General features: G+C 53.3%; 18 protein-coding genes. 6 read left to right on the top strand and 12 right to left on the bottom strand.

Going from position 1 to position 15,916, the window contains the following annotated elements:
* Positions 1-181: 181 nt before the first annotated feature.
* The 3 genes from FHT67_RS01135 to FHT67_RS01125 all read left to right on the top strand — a co-directional run bounded on the left by FHT67_RS01135 (position 182) and on the right by FHT67_RS01125 (position 2,269).
* Positions 182-328 carry a hypothetical protein gene (locus FHT67_RS01135; protein WP_165930544.1) on the top strand — a complete coding sequence of 49 codons (147 nt, stop codon included), beginning with the start codon at positions 182-184 and terminating at the stop codon, positions 326-328.
* Positions 329-446: 118 nt separating this feature from the next.
* On the top strand, positions 447-923 hold the full coding sequence (locus FHT67_RS01130; RefSeq protein ID WP_167194907.1) for a MarR family winged helix-turn-helix transcriptional regulator: 477 nt from the start codon (positions 447-449) through the stop codon (positions 921-923).
* A gap of 74 nt (positions 924-997) precedes the next feature.
* On the top strand, positions 998-2,269 hold the full coding sequence (locus FHT67_RS01125; protein ID WP_132303197.1) for an MFS transporter: 1,272 nt from the start codon (positions 998-1,000) through the stop codon (positions 2,267-2,269).
* Positions 2,270-2,812: 543 nt separating this feature from the next.
* On the opposite strand, the gene FHT67_RS01120 is transcribed toward FHT67_RS01125, so the two are convergent.
* The 6 genes from FHT67_RS01120 to FHT67_RS01095 form a co-directional block, all read right to left on the bottom strand.
* Positions 2,813-3,001, bottom strand: a complete 189-nt coding sequence (locus FHT67_RS01120) for a hypothetical protein (protein ID WP_015842998.1) — start codon at positions 2,999-3,001, stop codon at positions 2,813-2,815.
* 92 nt (positions 3,002-3,093) lie between these two features.
* Positions 3,094-3,519, bottom strand: a complete 426-nt coding sequence (locus FHT67_RS01115; RefSeq protein WP_167194904.1) for a gamma-glutamylcyclotransferase family protein — start codon at positions 3,517-3,519, stop codon at positions 3,094-3,096.
* A gap of 3 nt (positions 3,520-3,522) precedes the next feature.
* Positions 3,523-4,308, bottom strand: a complete 786-nt coding sequence (locus FHT67_RS01110) for a 5-oxoprolinase subunit PxpA (protein ID WP_167194901.1) — start codon at positions 4,306-4,308, stop codon at positions 3,523-3,525.
* Between the two features lie 17 nt (positions 4,309-4,325).
* Positions 4,326-5,414 (bottom strand): 5-oxoprolinase subunit C family protein, encoded by a 1,089-nt coding sequence (locus tag FHT67_RS01105; RefSeq protein WP_167194898.1) that lies wholly within the window; start codon positions 5,412-5,414, stop codon positions 4,326-4,328.
* Positions 5,411-6,124: a 5-oxoprolinase subunit PxpB gene (pxpB, locus tag FHT67_RS01100; protein WP_167194895.1), complete on the bottom strand. Its 714-nt coding sequence runs from the start codon at positions 6,122-6,124 to the stop codon at positions 5,411-5,413. The genes FHT67_RS01105 and pxpB overlap by 4 nt, the downstream gene beginning before the upstream one ends.
* 139 nt (positions 6,125-6,263) lie before the next feature.
* Positions 6,264-7,553, bottom strand: a complete 1,290-nt coding sequence (locus tag FHT67_RS01095; protein ID WP_132303193.1) for a VWA domain-containing protein — start codon at positions 7,551-7,553, stop codon at positions 6,264-6,266.
* A gap of 144 nt (positions 7,554-7,697) precedes the next feature.
* Here FHT67_RS01095 and FHT67_RS01090 point away from each other — a divergent pair, with 144 nt between their 5' ends.
* Positions 7,698-8,000 (top strand): hypothetical protein, encoded by a 303-nt coding sequence (locus FHT67_RS01090; protein ID WP_167194892.1) that lies wholly within the window; start codon positions 7,698-7,700, stop codon positions 7,998-8,000.
* Between the two features lie 35 nt (positions 8,001-8,035).
* Positions 8,036-8,464 (top strand): GNAT family N-acetyltransferase, encoded by a 429-nt coding sequence (locus tag FHT67_RS01085; RefSeq protein ID WP_208403074.1) that lies wholly within the window; start codon positions 8,036-8,038, stop codon positions 8,462-8,464.
* Positions 8,465-9,389: 925 nt separating this feature from the next.
* Here FHT67_RS01085 and FHT67_RS01080 read toward each other — a convergent pair.
* The 3 genes from FHT67_RS01080 to FHT67_RS01070 form a co-directional block, all read right to left on the bottom strand.
* Positions 9,390-10,352, bottom strand: coding sequence for an aldolase catalytic domain-containing protein (locus FHT67_RS01080; RefSeq protein WP_132303190.1), 963 nt, complete (start codon positions 10,350-10,352; stop codon positions 9,390-9,392).
* A gap of 92 nt (positions 10,353-10,444) precedes the next feature.
* Entirely contained in the window at positions 10,445-11,446 is a 1,002-nt protein-coding gene (locus tag FHT67_RS01075; protein ID WP_132303189.1) for a hypothetical protein, read from the bottom strand.
* A 122-nt stretch (positions 11,447-11,568) separates the two neighbouring features.
* A complete protein-coding gene (locus tag FHT67_RS01070) occupies positions 11,569-12,309 on the bottom strand; it encodes a GTP cyclohydrolase II (protein WP_132303188.1) in 741 nt (246 codons plus the stop codon).
* A gap of 293 nt (positions 12,310-12,602) precedes the next feature.
* On the opposite strand from FHT67_RS01070, the gene FHT67_RS01065 reads away from it, so the two are divergent.
* Positions 12,603-12,929 carry a winged helix-turn-helix transcriptional regulator gene (locus tag FHT67_RS01065; protein WP_132303187.1) on the top strand — a complete coding sequence of 109 codons (327 nt, stop codon included), beginning with the start codon at positions 12,603-12,605 and terminating at the stop codon, positions 12,927-12,929.
* A 193-nt stretch (positions 12,930-13,122) separates the two neighbouring features.
* Here FHT67_RS01065 and FHT67_RS01060 read toward each other — a convergent pair whose 3' ends face one another.
* From FHT67_RS01060 to FHT67_RS01050, 3 genes are read right to left on the bottom strand one after another with little or no spacing between them, the layout of a single operon-like run.
* Positions 13,123-13,887 (bottom strand): ABC transporter permease, encoded by a 765-nt coding sequence (locus FHT67_RS01060; RefSeq protein WP_167194889.1) that lies wholly within the window; start codon positions 13,885-13,887, stop codon positions 13,123-13,125.
* Positions 13,884-14,669, bottom strand: coding sequence for an ABC transporter ATP-binding protein (locus FHT67_RS01055; RefSeq protein WP_208403073.1), 786 nt, complete (start codon positions 14,667-14,669; stop codon positions 13,884-13,886). The genes FHT67_RS01060 and FHT67_RS01055 overlap by 4 nt, the downstream gene beginning before the upstream one ends.
* Complete coding sequence (locus FHT67_RS01050; RefSeq protein ID WP_167194886.1) at positions 14,669-15,904, bottom strand: DUF445 domain-containing protein; 1,236 nt, start codon at positions 15,902-15,904, stop codon at positions 14,669-14,671. Before FHT67_RS01050 ends, FHT67_RS01055 begins: the two co-directional genes overlap by 1 nt.
* Positions 15,905-15,916 lie beyond the last annotated feature (12 nt).

The raw sequence follows: 15,916 nt of genomic DNA, 5'->3' as shown, positions 1-15,916 counted from the left end.
CGTAAGCATTCGCTTATGAATGGCCATGCTTAACTAATGCGATAAAAGATTAATGCTGATAACATTTCCCGGGTAATGCTTATTTTGACTTCCTCAAGTGTACTAGACGCCTTGGGAAAGAACAATTCGTATAAGAACGCTTCGCCGCGAGCACAATGAAAATGAGAGAGGAGGATTACCGATGACCAACAATCATTTCAAGCTTGCTGAGCTTGAGAAGCATACGGAAGCGCTTGAAGAAATCCGACAATTAGAGCAAAAGCTGACCGGACAGATAGGTTCAACGATCAGCTTAATCGCTTACGAGTCCGAGGACGAACATAAGTAGATACTACGCCCCCATATAAGCATGGGGGCGTTTTTTCTATTGACAGGAAATCAAATTTCAAGTATTTTTGTTGTACATACAAAATAGAAGTCATCAAACCGCAAGGAGGGCATAGGATATGTCAAAAGACATCGACCCCGCAGCGGCTGCGGATTTAGAAGAACAAGTGGATAATCCCGAGGCTTTCCTGCACACCTGCTTATATTTTACGGCGAACCGCCTGAGCAGGGCCATTACCCGCATGGCGGACGATGCTTTTGCTGCAACGGGGCTTGCGCCCGGTTACGGCTATGTTATTCGTCTAAGTGTCGCCAAGCCCGGTATTACGCAGAAGGAATTATCCGAGAAGCTGTACATCACCCCTTCTACCCTGACACGGTTTATCGACAAGCTGGAAGCCAAGCAGCTTGTTGAGCGCAAGGTTCAAGGCAAAACCGTTCTTGTCTATCCGACGGACAAAGGCCGCGAGCTGGAGCCAACGATTCGCGCCGCCTCCAAAAAGCTTCTTGAATCTTACCAAGCCATTCTTGGCGTAGAAGCGTCATCGCAGCTGACGCATTCCTTGGAATCGACAAGCGAACAGCTGGAGAAATAGCAAACATAGTTCCTTAACCGGAACTTTTGCTTTCAGACATTTGTATGTACAAACAAAATAAATCGAGGTGCGAAATGAATCAGGTCAAAAGCAAGTTTTATTACGGGTGGATAATCGTTCTGCTTACCTTTGTTACGCTGCTGGTATCGGCAGGCATTCGTTCCATGCCAAGCGTCTTGATGATCCCCTTCCAGGACGAATTCGGCTGGAGCCGGGGAGAAATCTCAAGCGTGGCATCCATCGGCATTTTACTATACGGTCTGGTTGGCCCGTTCTCCGCTGCCCTGCTGCTGCGCTTCGGCATCCGCAAGGTCGTGCTTCTTTCTCTAGCCGTATTGGCCGCAAGTCTTGCCGTTACGCCCTTCATAAATGCGTTGTGGCAATTTGATCTGCTGTGGGGCCTTGTCTCCGGGCTTGCAACCGGCATGATGGCCAACGTGCTTGGCGTTACCGTCAGCAATCTGTGGTTTGTGAAGCGTAAAGGACTGGTTGTTGGCATGCTGACGGCAAGCGCCGCTGCCGGACAGCTGTTGTTCCTGCCGCTGCTTGCCAAAATGACCTCCGATTACGGCTGGCGCTCCGCGATGTATACGGCTGTTATTGGCATTGTCACGGTGTTTGTGCTGGTTGCCATTTGGATGAAAAACCATCCTTCCGATGTGGGTGCCGCTCCGTACGGCACGGACGAGATCGTAAAGCCAACGCCTTTCCGCGGCAATCTGTTCCTGGCCCCAATCAAGAATCTCGGTTACGCGATGAAAAATAAAACGTTCTGGCTGCTCGCCGGCACCTTCTTTTTCTGCGGCTTCTCTACAAACGGCCTGATCGGAACCCATCTCATTGCCGCCTGCGGCGATCACGGGATGGTTGAGGTTGCCGCTGCCGGACTTCTGGCCATGATGGGCATCTTTGACCTCTTTGGCACCACGATCTCCGGCTGGCTGTCGGACCGCTTCGACAGCCGCTGGCTGCTGTTCTGGTATTACGGGCTGAGAGGGCTGTCGCTGCTGTTCCTTCCTTACGCGCTGGATGCTACGCCGGCTATGCTTGTTATTTTCTCCGTATTCTACGGCCTGGACTGGATTGCGACCGTGCCGCCTACAGCCAAGCTCGCCGGAGAAACGTTCGGCAAGGAAAAATCCGGCATGATCTTTGGCTGGATCGTGGTTGCCCACCAGATCGGCGCTTCCACCGCCGCGTACGGCGCGGGCCTTATGCGAGACTGGCTCGGCAGCTATTCGCAGGCTTTTGTTATCGCAGGCTTCACCTGCTTCTTTGCCTCCCTGATGGCGATTCGGGTAAAAAGACATCTGGCGGAGCGCAAGGATATGACGCTTCAAGCTTAATAGTCGCCAAAAAGCCTCGGGCTGCTCCTTGATACCGAGTGCCTGAGGCTTTTTGCGATTGGCCGCTCTTGCTATCGATGCTTGCGGGATTCGGCTGGCTTACTCGTGACGTCCCATTCAGCGATTCAATTGCCCGTGCTTATTCCGCTAACGAAACTATGTATTCTTAATTTCGCAAAGATCAGCTGCTTCCAGAAGCTAATGAAACTTAGCAACGTTATTGGGCCGAATAGAGACTGGAATCTGCAAAAAATAACCAAATAGCGATATGGGGTTCCGTTAGAAATTCAGAGGCCTTAAATTCGGGCAAATAGCGTGTTGTAGTTTCGTTAGGTGTCATGGGTGGCGCCATCGGCTGAAAATCTCGGATACAACTACCGTATGGGATTTAGCCAGCGAGAAAAAACGGATAAACAGCAAAACAATCTTTATTTCAGGAGATTTGACCTATTTTGATCTAGTACAAAATAGGGGATTTTTACATTTTGGAAATAAAAAAAGAGAACGCGCCAAAAGGCGTTCTCCCGTTCAAGCTTTATCGTGTTATTTCAGAAACTTCACCAGGTCCAGCTTAACCTCTTCTACCCATACATCCGTAATTTCAGCATCTCTGAAGTATTTCCAGGCTTCGTAATAGACCTTTGTCATGTAGACGGATACATCATAACGTCCCATAGGGAATGTGACCTTATAACCTTCAAAAAATTCTCCCGTGATCCCATCCTCAGTCATAGCTAATCTCTCCCCTAGCCCTAGATCATACCTCTACATCATATCTAATTTTAGGAGATTATGTGCTTCCAGTCTAGCAGTAAATTTACATTTCATGAAAGCTTTAGTTTAGTGGTCAAGCTATTTATGAAATCCGGCCACGATGAGCCGGGAACGGGAGGAAAGCCGCGGTCAGACGGCCAGATATAAACCCAGCCCTCAAGCTCGGGAGCTCCGGCGTCTTGAACCCAAACCCGGTCGTAGTCATTGTTTTCCTCGATGCCGTAAAACTCCTCCAGCTCGTCGAGAACAGCAAGCCCGGCACGGTCGATCGTCAGCCACAGCCCCTCAATCACCGCCCCGTCTGCTCTTGCCGCCTGATCTCTAACCGCAGCGGGATAAGCTCCCACGTTCACCAGCCTGCCCGCGATCATGCCGCTTCTGCTATGCATGAGGAAAGGAGCGATGACAGCATGGTTGATTAAACCCGGAAGCAGGGAGCCGTATGCAAACACGGTAATCTTGTCCCGTACTGACATGAGTTACGCCTTGCCCGGCGCCTGGAGCGTAATCCCCTCATTGACCAGCGCCTCCCGGATACGGGAGGCAAAAAGAGCCGCGAGAGGACCATCGCCGTGCAGGCAAATCGTGTCGGCCTGTACGTTCACCTGTGCGCCTTCCGGGGTAAAAGCGATACCTTTCGCTGCCATCGCTACCGCTTGGGCGGCCGCCTGGTCCGCATCATCCAGGACGGCTCCATGCTTGCCGCGAGGAGCGAGACTGCCGTCCGGCTCGTAAGCCCGGTCCGCAAACACCTCGGCTGCGGAAGGCAGGCCGTATTTCTTGGCCGTATCCAGCAGCAGGCTGCCGGATTGACCGTAAATCATAAGGCAGTCATCAACAGCCAAAGCCGCTTTGACGATCGCCTCCGAAACCGCCTTATCGCGGTTAGCCATATGATAAAGGGCTCCGTGCGGTTTCAGGTGAGCCATTTCCCCGCCTAATGCCCGGACAAAAGCCCGTAATGCGCCAGCCTGGTATAAAACAAAATCGTATACCTCGGCTGCGGTTACCTGCATCTCACGGCGGCCAAAGCCAAGCCGGTCCGGCAGACCGGGGTGGGCGCCGATGGCGGCGCCCGCGGACAAAGCCCGCTTCACGGCAACATGCATCGTGTGGGGATCGCCGGCATGAAAGCCGCAAGCGATATTTACGCTTGTTATATAGGGGAGAAGCTCGGCATCTTGCCCGAAGGAATAGTTGCCGTAGCCTTCCCCGAAATCGCAGTTGAGATCAACCGCGCGCTTGTCCGTATTGCTTTTTACCATGCTGGTTCTCCTTTCGTTTAAGGCTGACGGCTGCGAATGGCGGCGGCCAGATAGCGGATGTCCTGCTCGCGCTTGCGATCCAGCCGCTGCGCCTCGCCTAAGGTAACAGGCTGGAACCGGATCGTATCGCCCGGTTTCGCTTGGGCGAGTAGCGGCATGTCGACCGTAGCGACATGCGCGATTTTGGGATAGCCGCCGGTCGTCTGGCAGTCGGCGGCCAGAATGATCGGCCCCCCGCCGGGCGGCACTTGCACGGCGCCGGGCGTTACCCCGTGCGAGAGCAGCTCCGCACGGGACTCTCTTGCAAGCGGGGTGCCGGTCAGTCGGCACCCCATGCGGTCCGAGGCGGGAGCGACGGTATACCGCTCCCGGTACAGGGCTTCACGGGCAGCTGCGCTGAACTGCCCGTGCTCGCTCCCCGGCATCGCGCGAAGCACGATGCCGTCTTCGCCGTCGCCGCCGCCGTAGGCGCCCGGCGGCGCAAACCATGGCGCGGCCGCCCACGGCAGGCGGCGGCCCGCGCCTTCCGGCGCTGAAGCGGCGGCTTCGCCCTGCCGCGCCAGCGCCGTTGCCCATGCGGCTGCCCACCGGGACGGGGCAGCTGCGCCCTGCGCCGCGCCGCAGGGCAGGGCGTCGCCGGCGGCAAGGCGCCGCCCGGCAAGCCCGCCCAGCGCGGCGCGCGCATCCGTGCTGCGGCTGCCAAGCTCGCGCGGCACGCCAAAGCCTCCCGCTGCCGCCACGTAGGCCCGGCAGCCGCTGACAGCGCGGCCAAAGCGCAGCACCGCGCCGCGCGGAACAAAGACCGGCCGCCACATCGGCAGCTCTTCGCCATCAATCGTTGGCTCCAGATAAGCGCCGCAAACGGAAAGAAGCAGATCCGTACCGGCCTCCAGCTCAGGGCCAACAAGCGTCACCTCAAGCCCCGCTTCCCCTTCCTCGTTGCCCACCAGAAGATTCGCCATCCGCAGCGCGTACCGGTCCATCGCGCCTCCGGCAGCTATGCCCGAGGAACGGTAGCCGTCTCTCCCCAAATCCTGAATCGTGGTCAACAGGCCGGGTCTTAACACCTTTATCCCGGCTTCCGTTCTTATGCTGGAGTCTGTCATAAGCGGCCCTCACCTCCGGACACGGGAATAAATCGGACGCGGTCCCCCGCCCGTAGAAGCACGGGCTCGATGCGTTCCTTGTCAAACATAGAAATCGGCGTATAGCCGATAATCTGCCACCCCCCTGGCGTAGCAAGCGGATAAATACCGGTCTGCCTTCCCGCGATTCCGACGGATCCTGCCGGGACAACGGAACGCGGCACGTCCTTCCGCGGCTGCTCCAGCTTCTCCGGCAGCCCGCTCATATACGGAAAGCCGGGCATAAACCCAATCATCGCCACGGTATATTCCACCCTGGAATGCTCCTCGACGAATTCCGCCGCCGTCAGCCCCGAGCGCTCCGCCGACTCTTCCAGATCCGGGCCGTAATGGCCTCCGTAATACACGGGAAGATCAAATCTGCGGACTTTCCCATCCCGTTCGGAAGCGGTTTTTTCATTCTCCATCAACTCCCGCAGCTTCCGTTCCGCGAGCTGGTGCGGAAGCAGAATATCTGCCTCCGGCCCTTGCTCGATTTCCCGCCACAGCGTGGCAGGATCATACAAGACGGTAACGGTCTCGTATGCCGGCACAATATCAATCACCCAAGCTTCGGCTCGCTGCTTCAGCATCCAGGCAAGGTCGGCCATTTGCTTCCAGCCTAGCGCCCCCCGCGTTTCCTGCTGGAGGACAAGCGCACGGTCACCAAGCGGCAATACGTTTACAGTCACGGCTCAGCACCTCCGGCTCTGCTCTTTTCCCCCATTGTAAAAGAAATCCGCGACAACAACCATCCTATGCACGAAAAAAACGAGAGCCGCCATTTCAGACAACTCCCGTTTTTCCGGCAGGGCAATCCCCCACCTTATCTTATTGAACGTACCGGTTAATGACTTCAACCAGCAGATCGTTAAGCAGCTTCGTCTCATACTCGCCTACGGCAGGCTCCAGATGATCGCTGCCGATGCCGCTGTCGTCGGTCAGAAACAGGTAGGTGCCGCCGGTTGCGACGGCCGCGAACCGCAGCAAGTATTCCGTATCCACATCAACGCCGCTTGAAGCGACCGGAATGATGCGAATCCCTGCCTTTGCGGCGTCTTCGATAACGCTGTGCATCTCCTGCATAATTTGAGCTTCGTGATGAGGCGGCGCGTCCAGCACAACAAACATCAGCCTTGCCCGCGCGTTCTCGCTCCATTTATGATCGCTGACCGCATTGCGCAAAGCCTGCTCGACCGCTTCCGGATAATCCCCGCCGCCCTGCGCTTTTTGCATCGCGATAAGCCTTACCGCCTGATCGATATTCGTGGTGAAGGGATTCGCCTTCACGACATAATCATCATGAATATCCCGGTAAAAATTCGTGCTCATTCGGATATCCAGCTGATTGGCATGCTTCTCGCCTACCCGGGCGATGACATCCTTCAGCTCCGCCTCCATATAATCCATCTCATCCTGCATGGAGCCGGTTGTATCCATTACAAACATGACATCCACCTGTTTGGAGTCCGGCAGCTCTCCGTCCAGATCTACCTTCAAGACTCCTTGACCGGGCACCTCGATATTGGATACCTTTTTCTTCTGCTGGTCGGCCGTCACTTCAACGGAATAGCGCGTTCTCTGATAAGGCTGCTCGTTATCCTTGAACAAGCCAGCGAACACGTAGGCCTTGCCATCGGCATTTGTCCTCGCTTCCCAGACGGTTCGATTCTGCTGCCCGATCAGCCTTACCGTCGCATCGGTAACGGCGCGGCCATCCGAGGTCACCGATACTTCCAACCGGTTAAAATATTCAAAGCCCCAATGCGCGGAGCTGTCACTGCCTTCATAGCTGTTGAGCAAATTATTGAACCTTTCCCAGGCGGCAAGGTCATCCCACTCGCCCGCGGTCAGCTGGCCTGCCTGGATTGGCGCGTCGGTACGTCCTTGACGTCGCGCTTCCTCCCGGTGAGACTCGGGTTCAACCGGCTTATCCTCAACCCGGTTTCCCCGGTCATCAGCGGAGGTCTCGGATTGGCTGCTTTTCGCTCCGCTATCCGGTGCCGCTCGGTCGGCGGCATTATTGTTCCGGTTTGAGGAACAGCTGCTCAGAATAAGCAGGAGAACAAGCATTGAAATGATCATGGACATGAGCTTGCTTTTCGTTTTGTTTTTTATCATTTTCCATAACCCCCTTTATTTTCTAAATAGACGATGGGAAATGGCGGATTGTTGCATTAACCGGCAATCAACATTACAATCAAAAGCAGGCATCCTAGCGAAGAATATCGGCCGTTTTATGCCAGTACATGGAGGGCTGCAATCATGGAAACTATTCAACTTAAGGGCATTGAGATTGTATACCGGCAGCAGATGAAGGAGCTTCTGTTCCAGTCCGCTGAGCTTGTGCTAGTGTCGGATTACGGATCAAGGCTATGGTACGTGGACGTTAACGGAGTAAAAGATACCGAGCTGCTTTCATGGTTTGGGCAAAGCGAGGATATCCGGGTCGAATTATACGCAACGGCAGCCGATGGACGAGCCTTTAACGGCACTGCCTATTTGCACCCGAACGAGCCTCATCAGGCCGCGGCCATCCGGGGCGACGGCGAGCTGCGCCAAACCTAAGCCACTTGTACATAGGGAAGGAGAACGAGAACAACATGACAATTACTTCAAGATTGGTTACCAATGAGCAGGATCTGCAGTCGGTTTACGACATCCGCAAAAAAGTTTTTGTGGACGAGCAAGGCGTGCCGGCCGAGAACGAATACGACGAATTCGAGGAATCGTCCAAGCATGTCCTGATCCTCTACAATAATGAGCCGGTTGCTGCCGGCCGCGTAAGAGTGGTTGACGGAGTTGCCAAGCTGCAGCGCATTTGCGTCCTTGCCTCCCACCGCAAATACGGACTAGGCCGCGCTGTCGTAGAAGCGCTTGAATCCGTTGCCCGCGAAGACGGCCTCAAGGAAGCGAAGCTTAACGGCCAGACGCATGCCGAAGCCTTCTACGCCAAGCTCGGCTACCACACCGTCTCCGACGTGTTCTTGGAAGAGGGCATCCCTCACGTAACGATGAAAAAAACACTATAAGATCCTGTTACGCCAGAAAGGAGCTGCCATCACCGGCAGCTCCTTTCTTTTTTGTCTTTCCACGCCTTTCTATACATCTCAAGGTTGCCTTTCTTCGTGTACCCTCTCGTACCTGACTAGTTGTGCTTCCCCGTCCTCACTGCCCTTCTCCTCTACCCTCTGCCGCTTGCCATTCTCCACTCGCCTTCCAGCGCTTTGCGCCCCGAGGCTTTGATACTCTCCGTTAAGCCAAGCCCCCTATAAGAGTCGAACTTCGGCACTAACAAAAAACCTCCCTGTGCATCACTTCCACCTACAGCTGCTCCTCATGCTCCACTCTTCGCATCTAACGAAACCTGGTAACCTTATTTACTCAGAATACACACTCCTGAAGTTCTAACGAAACCAGATATCGCTATTCATCCGTTTCACCCTCGTATTCCCTTCAAAACAAGCAAATAACGCTATGTCGTTTCGTTAGAACTCCAAAACCGCCCATTTTCCTCAAATAACGATACTACGTTTCGTTAGCGCTCCGTTAATTGCCTTTTTCTTTTGGAGTATCCTGCAGTCGCGGAAAAATCTACTTCTCCGCAAATCGCACTATATGCTTTTCCCGATCGCGGCGCCTGGAATCCACCAGGCGCCTCCACGTCCCTACCACAAAGGGGCTGCCTATTTTTAAGGCAGCCCCTTTGTGGGAAGAGTGCGCAGGTTGGGAAGCACGCGGAGTGAGCGAAGAGAGGAATTGTATCTCCTGGAAGAGCGCAGCGCCTGCCTTTGTTACTCTGAATACTCATCGGATGAGTAAGTTCAATATTGAGAGGAACAACAGCAGCTGGAAGGAGATACAATCCCGTCCTGAGCAACACGCAGCATTATCCCACCTGAGCATAGACTTCTCCCGCAAATTAAAAGGCTGCCTTAAACCAAGGCAGCCCCAACATTATTTGCTATGAGCAACTTCCGGAGTCGTCAGACGATCATAGAAGTCCACGCATTTATCTTTGTCTTCCGAATCACGAAGGGCCATAGCCGAGCGTGGATGCTCGTCCAGCATACCCGTGATCATGTAAGGAATAATGTAGCCCCACTCTTCCTTCTCGCGGAGAGGAATCATGTATTTCTCGATCATGTCGAGAACCGGACGTACATTGTATTTCGCGTTTTGCAGGTTAGCGACAAGCAGCTCCGTGTTGCAGTTGCCCGCAGCGCGGCCCATGCCGTATACGGATGCGTCCAGCAGCTCAACGCCTTTTTCCGCAGCGAGCAGCGTGTTCGCGAATGCCAGCTGCATGTTGTTATGCGTATGGATACCAAGGCGTTTGTTAGGCAGATGATGCTGGAATTTCTCAATCAGGTAGCTGTAGTCGTTAGGCTTCAGGCTGCCGTACGAGTCAACGATGTAGACAACGTCCACTACGCTTTCCTTGATCAGTTCAAAAGCATCAATCAGCTGGTTCTCCATCACGTTGGAGAGTGCCATGATGTTAAGCGTTGTTTCGTATCCGCGTTCATGGAACAGCTGAACCAATTGCAAAGCCTTGTCAACATCCTGGATGTAGCAGGCTACGCGGATGAGGTCGAGCAGGCTTTCGCTGCGCGGCAAAATGTCATTCTCGTCTACGCGACCGATATCGACAAGAGCAGACAGCTTGGTATTGCCTTTGTTAGGGATGACTTGCTTCAGGAAGTTGTCATCCAGGAAGCGCCAAGGACCGGCCGTATCGGCGCCTTTCAGCAGCTTAGGCGAGTTTTTGTAGCCGATTTCCATATAGTCTACGCCGGCTTCGTTCAATGTATTATAGAGATGTTGAACGAATTCAACGCTGAAATCCCAGTTGTTCACTAGTCCGCCGTCGCGGATCGTGCAATCGACAATTTTACAATGGCTAGTTTTCGAATTCATGTCCTACTCCTTCTGGTTCAATTATGTTACATCCAATCATACTTGAAATAGATGCGGAACGCAAAATAATTTTGTCGTTTTTTGGATGCGCTTCAGGCTTCCTTCAGCAGCTTTAGAGCCGTCTGGCGGTAGTTTTTCTGGAATTCCTTTACCTCGGGCAACAGCTGCGTCCCGCCGGGTCCGCGCATCATAGCCATGTCATCCGACTTTGCCAATATCTCCAAAAAACGGCTCGCCATAATTCCCGTAACGGTACCCGGATTTTCCGATGACACCTTCTTATAGCTGGCTTTCACTTCCGGCATCAGCTTCAGATTGCTTGAATCAAAGATTGGCGTATTCGAAAGCCCGTACATATACATTTTCAAATAAGTATCCAAATAGATACTTTCCACCTCCGTATATTCCGGGGAATCCGCATATTGCTTCAGGAAGGTCTCGGCCATTACCGCCCTGCTGGCCAATTCGTTCCACGTAATTACAAGCCCGGCGTCCATGGCAGCCGGATCGTTCGATTCCGCCGCTTTCAAGGCGATGTAGCTGTTTAACGGATTCGATAAGTACATGCTGTATTTCTGCTGGTTGCTGTAGTCAACGATCGGGTAGATGGTGCCTTCCACCCATACCAGCTTATAACCGCCGGACAGCTTAGTCACCACTAACTGCCTGACCGCTTCGTCGGGAATGGACCCCGCGTTTGCCGAGGTAATCGGCCAGTCCATTTCCGTCAATACATTTTGAACATTATCCCCGAAAAAAGCTTCCTGGGAAGACTGCAGATCCTTCGCGTAAAAGGCGTTCAGCTGCCTAACCATCTGGTCGGCATTATTCTGCCCTGCTTTGTTCAGGTTCTCGTTCAGGAAGGAGACGATATCGGAAGCTTCCTTCGCCGTGCTGACCACCGTCTTGAATTTATGTATGAGAGCATCCTGCTCAGAGGTTTTCTCAACGGCTTCCGTGGCTGCAGGCTGCTTGACATCCCGGTCAGTCCGGACGGCATTGTCATTTTGTTCCGCTTTGCTGCATCCCATCAATCCGATCACGATGCAGACGGTCATTAATCTATATAAGGATTGTTTCAGACGAGAATTCATATGCACCCAACCTTCCGTTCCATATAGTGTATGCCAGATTGAGCATATCCATTAGACGACTGGACAGATCGATTGGTTTCGGTCCAAGCGCAAAAAAACAGGCCGACTGCTCGGCCTGCTCTTTATTTTACCGCCAGCTCCCGCTCGAAATGACCGGAACGGACAACCTTGGTGGACAAATATTTCTCGTTATGAACGGATGCCTCACCCCATAACGGTACGCGCGAGGTAATGTTCATTCCCGCATCGCGAAGGGCTTCCACCTTGCGCGGATTGTTCGTAATGATGGATACCGGAGCTTGTCGAAGAAGCTTCAGGACGTCAATGGCTTCGCTGTAGTCGCGTGCATCCTCGGCAAAACCGAGCTCAAGATTGGCATCTACGGTATCGAGGCCTTCCTCTTGAAGCAGATAAGCCATCGCTTTGCTGAACAGGCCGATACCGCGGCCCTCATGGTTAGCCAGATAGAACAATGCGCCTGCCCCATTGGCCGTAATCATCCGCATCGACTGCTTCAGCTGGAAGCCGCAGTCGCACCGCTGGCTGCCGAAGATATCGCCGGTATGGCAGATGCTGTGCATGCGGATAAGCACGTCTTCCTCGTGCTCGAAGTCTCCGTAGACAAGAACGCTCGACTGCTGGAAGTCCGCGTAATGAACTTGATTAAGCTCCGTAATAAGCTCTTCCAAGGATTCGCTCTTCCCGATATCGCGGCGAAGCCAGCTATACCACTGGAATGTTACGGTTTCTCCGTCGAGCTCAACCGGAAGCTTGATTGGACCTACGACGTGGATCGCATGATCGCCATTGTCGATGGTTTTAATTTTATTTTTTAATATCGATAAGATATGTTCATTAGACATGTTTACCGCACCTTCTTTTTAGCTGAATAATAAACCACGGATAATGGACCAAATTCTTGCAGTAGATACCAGTATATTGAGAAATATGCCATAACGCAACAGGCCGCTGGTCCATCTTCGTATTCGCCCGTATAAGCCGGGTTGGACAAAAACAGCCGTTTTCCCGTTACTAATAGTAACTAATTATAAATTCATAAACAAGTGACGTCAAGTTACAAGCCTTACAAAAGTTTGCTTGTATTCATTTTACAATGTGACTATAATGAAATGGAAATGAATCAGAGGTGATCGTAATGGAGCAATCTGACCTTTGTCCGCGCGTGCAAAAAGGGATGGATCTCATTGGAAAACGTTGGATCGGCCTGATTATTTATCAGCTGTTAGCCGGCCCGCAGCGTTTCTGCGCTGTTCAAGCCGCGCTTCCCATCAGCGGCAGGCTGTTATCCGAACGCTTCAAGGATTTGGAGAATGAAGGAATCGTCACTCGCGTTGTTTATCCTGAAATACCTGTCCGCATCGAATATTCCTTGACGGAGAAGGGCCGCGCCTTGGAACCCGTCGTAAGGGAAATCGAGAAGTGGTCACGGGAATGGATAAGCTTGGAGGAAGACCCTTTCTGATACATGATAGACTTGGTAAAAGCCTGTCTTTTTCCGTAATGGAAAAGGCGGGCTTTTTTAATTCTTCTATAAAATATGACCGCCTTCTAATTATAGAACACATGTTCGCCGTATTCAACAGCATTTAAAAAATCTTTTTCTAAACTATTTCAATGACGGATTATAGAGGTTTTCGGCTTGGAGACCCGACCTTCTAGCGATCTTCCGGCAGCAGAGGCAGCAGCCTGGCATCCTTCGTAAACCATAACCGGTAGCTGACCAGGCTGAGCACCATTGCCGTCATTGCCGCGGAGGAGGCCAGCACAAACATGATGAGGATTTGATAGCGGACCGCTTCCATCGGATCTGCCCCCGCTACAATCATCCCCGTCATCATGCCGGGAAGCTGCACCAGTCCAACCGTCTTCATGCCGTCGAGCGTCGGGATCATGCTGGCTCTGACGGAGCGCCGCAAGGAACCGTGGACGGCCTGCTTTTCCGTTGCCCCAAGGGCAAGAAGCATCTCCATCTCACCCCTGGCCGTCTCCATCTCTCTCTTCATCTGGTTTAAGAGCAAACCGCATACGATCATCGAGCTTCCAATAATAATGCCGCTGACCGGAATGATATATTGCGGCGTTGGCTCTATAATGCCAAGGCCAAGCAGAATCCCCATCGTTACCCCTTCCGTGCAGGCCAGCGCTAAGGCAATCCGGCTGCGGATCCCCCGGACATGCTTCGCCTTGGCTCCCGCATTCCACGCGGCAACCGTAATCATGCATAGAATAATAATGATAATAAAAGCCGGATGGCTTGTTTCGAATACGAAATGCAGAACGTAGCCGATAAACAGCAGTTGAACCGCTGAACGTAAAGTGCCGATCAGAATTTCCTTCTCCAGCCCAAGCTTCTGTCTCATGGAGATCAAGGCCGCAAACGCAACGAAGCACAAGGTGCAAAGAAGGGCAAAATTGTTCATTCCCCCTCCCCCTTTACTTCCTGCAGGCTGCGAATAAACCGTCTCGCCTGTTCCGTAGCCGGATGTTCGAAAAAGACTCCCGTCACGCTTCTTTCTAGCAAGCTTCCCTCTGCCATAAACCAGACTTGATTGCTGATCATGCGAGCCTGATCCAGATCATGCGTGATCCACAGGTATGCCCGCTCCGATCCTTCGTCCCGTACGGATACCCAATCGAGCAGAAGCTTCTCGACGGCCCTCTTGCTCGCCGGATCAAGCGAGGACGTAATTTCATCGAGCAGCAGCAGCTCGGGATGAAGCAGCAGGGAACGGACAAGCGCTAGCCGCTGCTGCTCGCCGCCGGACAGATCGGAAGCCTGTTTTCCCCAATCGGTCTGGCCGAGGCCTACGGCATCCATATAACGGCGGGCAAGCCCTTCTTCAAAGGGCTTGTTATGAAGCTCGCTGACCGTGCGGAGATTGCAAGCAACCGTGCCGCTGCGCATGACCGGCTTCTGGGCCACGTAGGAAACCTTTTTGCGCCAGCTTTGCGGCTTGCATGCCGCGGGCAGCTGCCCGTCCAGACGAATGGCGCCTTTATCGAAAGGCTCCAGCAGCGAAAGGATGCGAAGCAGCGTGCTTTTCCCTTGTCCGGAGCCTCCAAGGAGGACAATCCGGTCTCCGGGGCGAATCTCGGCCGTAATGCCGCTGAACAGCCATTCTCCCCGATTATCGAATTTGGATTTCGCCATTTCGTTTACCTGCAACACGGTCACCTGGATATCCTCCAATACTTCACGCATTAAAAGAAGGAAAGGATGATGCCGACGATAAAGCCGCATACCGCTCCGTTCACCCTAATCCACTGCAAATCCTTGCCGATCTTCTGCTCCAGCATCCGAACGAGCGCCTGATCATCCATCTGGTTGACATTATCGCGAACAAGCATGCCAATGCGGTAATGGTTCTTCTCAATCCAGCTCACCAAATAAGCCAGAATAGACTGCTCCCACCGATTGATCAGCTCTTCTCTGCTCCTCGCCTGCTCGACCAGGAAACGGAAGGCTTTGACGAGTATACGTCCCCCGTTCAGGCATTCCTCCTCCAGCTTATCGAGCAGCAGCTGACGGAGCTCTTCCAAGCGAAGATGAATAAACCGTCCCACTCCAACGCTTTCCGCGCCGGATTCCAATCCAGCCTTCAAACGGGTCATCAGCTCCTCATTGGAGGACAAGGCCAAAGCATGCTTTTTCAATTCTTCCAGCAGCTTCTGCCTGTTCGGATTGCCCGGCGTGCCAAGCTCCTTGATACTCGAGAGCAGCATGCCCTGAATGATGGGTCCTAGCTTCTCCGGGCTCATAAATCCGACAAAGGCCTGCACGGCAAAGCCCATAAAGCCGCCGACCTGCAATTCTTCCATCTTGCTGTGCGCTAGTCTGCCGAAAAACTGCTCGGTCTCCCGCTTCTTCACCCATTCCCGTCCTTGCGCCAGTACGAAATCCAGCGCCTTCTCGTCCCAGCCGTCATAGACGAATTTGTCGGTCAGCTTGTCTACGATCGGGACGATATCCTGCTTGCGGATATAATCCGCGGCGAGCTCCTGAATTTTCGCGCTCAGCTTCTCGAGCTGAACCTGTTCAAGCGAGGATTGGACGAATCGCAGGACGCCAACCCGCAATTTGCGCTTGCCGATCAGTCCGGCAATACCCGATGCCAGTCCCCTGAACAGCTTCAGCTCCTTCAGCTTTTTGCTGATGCTTTCCTTGTTCAGCAGCTCGTTTTCCATCGTCGAAATAAGCGAGTTGACGATTTTGTCCCTGTTCTTGAGCAGCAGGGAAGTATGCGGAATCGGAATGCCGAACGGATGGCGAAACAAAGCCGTAACCGCAAACCAGTCGGCTATCCCGCCGACAAGCCCCGCTTCAAAGCCGCTCTCTAGGAGCCGCGTCCACCCATTATCCGGCAGCCACAACCTGGTTACGATAAAGCCGATAAACATAATGGCCAATGACAAACTTGCAATGTATCTTGATTTCATAGTAGCTGTAGT

This window comes from Paenibacillus sp. BK720 (genome assembly GCF_011761545.1).
In the GTDB taxonomy this organism is placed as follows: domain Bacteria; phylum Bacillota; class Bacilli; order Paenibacillales; family Paenibacillaceae; genus Pristimantibacillus.
Note: the sequence above shows the minus strand (reverse complement) of the source record. Positions and strands in the feature narration are given on the sequence as shown.

What these genes read in the sequence shown, in the direction of transcription:
- FHT67_RS01125 (WP_132303197.1), top strand. Translation starts at nt 998, where the DNA reads ATGAATCAGGTCAAAAGCAAGTTTTATTACGGGTGGATAATCGTTCTG.
- FHT67_RS01105 (WP_167194898.1), bottom strand. Translation starts at nt 5,414, where the DNA reads ATGACAGACTCCAGCATAAGAACGGAAGCCGGGATAAAGGTGTTAAGA.
- FHT67_RS01060 (WP_167194889.1), bottom strand. Translation starts at nt 13,887, where the DNA reads ATGAACAATTTTGCCCTTCTTTGCACCTTGTGCTTCGTTGCGTTTGCG.
- FHT67_RS01090 (WP_167194892.1), top strand. Translation starts at nt 7,698, where the DNA reads ATGGAAACTATTCAACTTAAGGGCATTGAGATTGTATACCGGCAGCAG.
- FHT67_RS01135 (WP_165930544.1), top strand. Translation starts at nt 182, where the DNA reads ATGACCAACAATCATTTCAAGCTTGCTGAGCTTGAGAAGCATACGGAA.
- FHT67_RS01055 (WP_208403073.1), bottom strand. Translation starts at nt 14,669, where the DNA reads ATGCGTGAAGTATTGGAGGATATCCAGGTGACCGTGTTGCAGGTAAAC.
- FHT67_RS01065 (WP_132303187.1), top strand. Translation starts at nt 12,603, where the DNA reads ATGGAGCAATCTGACCTTTGTCCGCGCGTGCAAAAAGGGATGGATCTC.
- FHT67_RS01075 (WP_132303189.1), bottom strand. Translation starts at nt 11,446, where the DNA reads ATGAATTCTCGTCTGAAACAATCCTTATATAGATTAATGACCGTCTGC.
- FHT67_RS01095 (WP_132303193.1), bottom strand. Translation starts at nt 7,553, where the DNA reads ATGATAAAAAACAAAACGAAAAGCAAGCTCATGTCCATGATCATTTCA.
- FHT67_RS01080 (WP_132303190.1), bottom strand. Translation starts at nt 10,352, where the DNA reads ATGAATTCGAAAACTAGCCATTGTAAAATTGTCGATTGCACGATCCGC.
- FHT67_RS01070 (WP_132303188.1), bottom strand. Translation starts at nt 12,309, where the DNA reads ATGTCTAATGAACATATCTTATCGATATTAAAAAATAAAATTAAAACC.
- FHT67_RS01120 (WP_015842998.1), bottom strand. Translation starts at nt 3,001, where the DNA reads ATGACTGAGGATGGGATCACGGGAGAATTTTTTGAAGGTTATAAGGTC.
- FHT67_RS01085 (WP_208403074.1), top strand. Translation starts at nt 8,036, where the DNA reads ATGACAATTACTTCAAGATTGGTTACCAATGAGCAGGATCTGCAGTCG.
- FHT67_RS01130 (WP_167194907.1), top strand. Translation starts at nt 447, where the DNA reads ATGTCAAAAGACATCGACCCCGCAGCGGCTGCGGATTTAGAAGAACAA.
- FHT67_RS01050 (WP_167194886.1), bottom strand. Translation starts at nt 15,904, where the DNA reads ATGAAATCAAGATACATTGCAAGTTTGTCATTGGCCATTATGTTTATC.
- FHT67_RS01110 (WP_167194901.1), bottom strand. Translation starts at nt 4,308, where the DNA reads ATGGTAAAAAGCAATACGGACAAGCGCGCGGTTGATCTCAACTGCGAT.
- FHT67_RS01115 (WP_167194904.1), bottom strand. Translation starts at nt 3,519, where the DNA reads ATGTCAGTACGGGACAAGATTACCGTGTTTGCATACGGCTCCCTGCTT.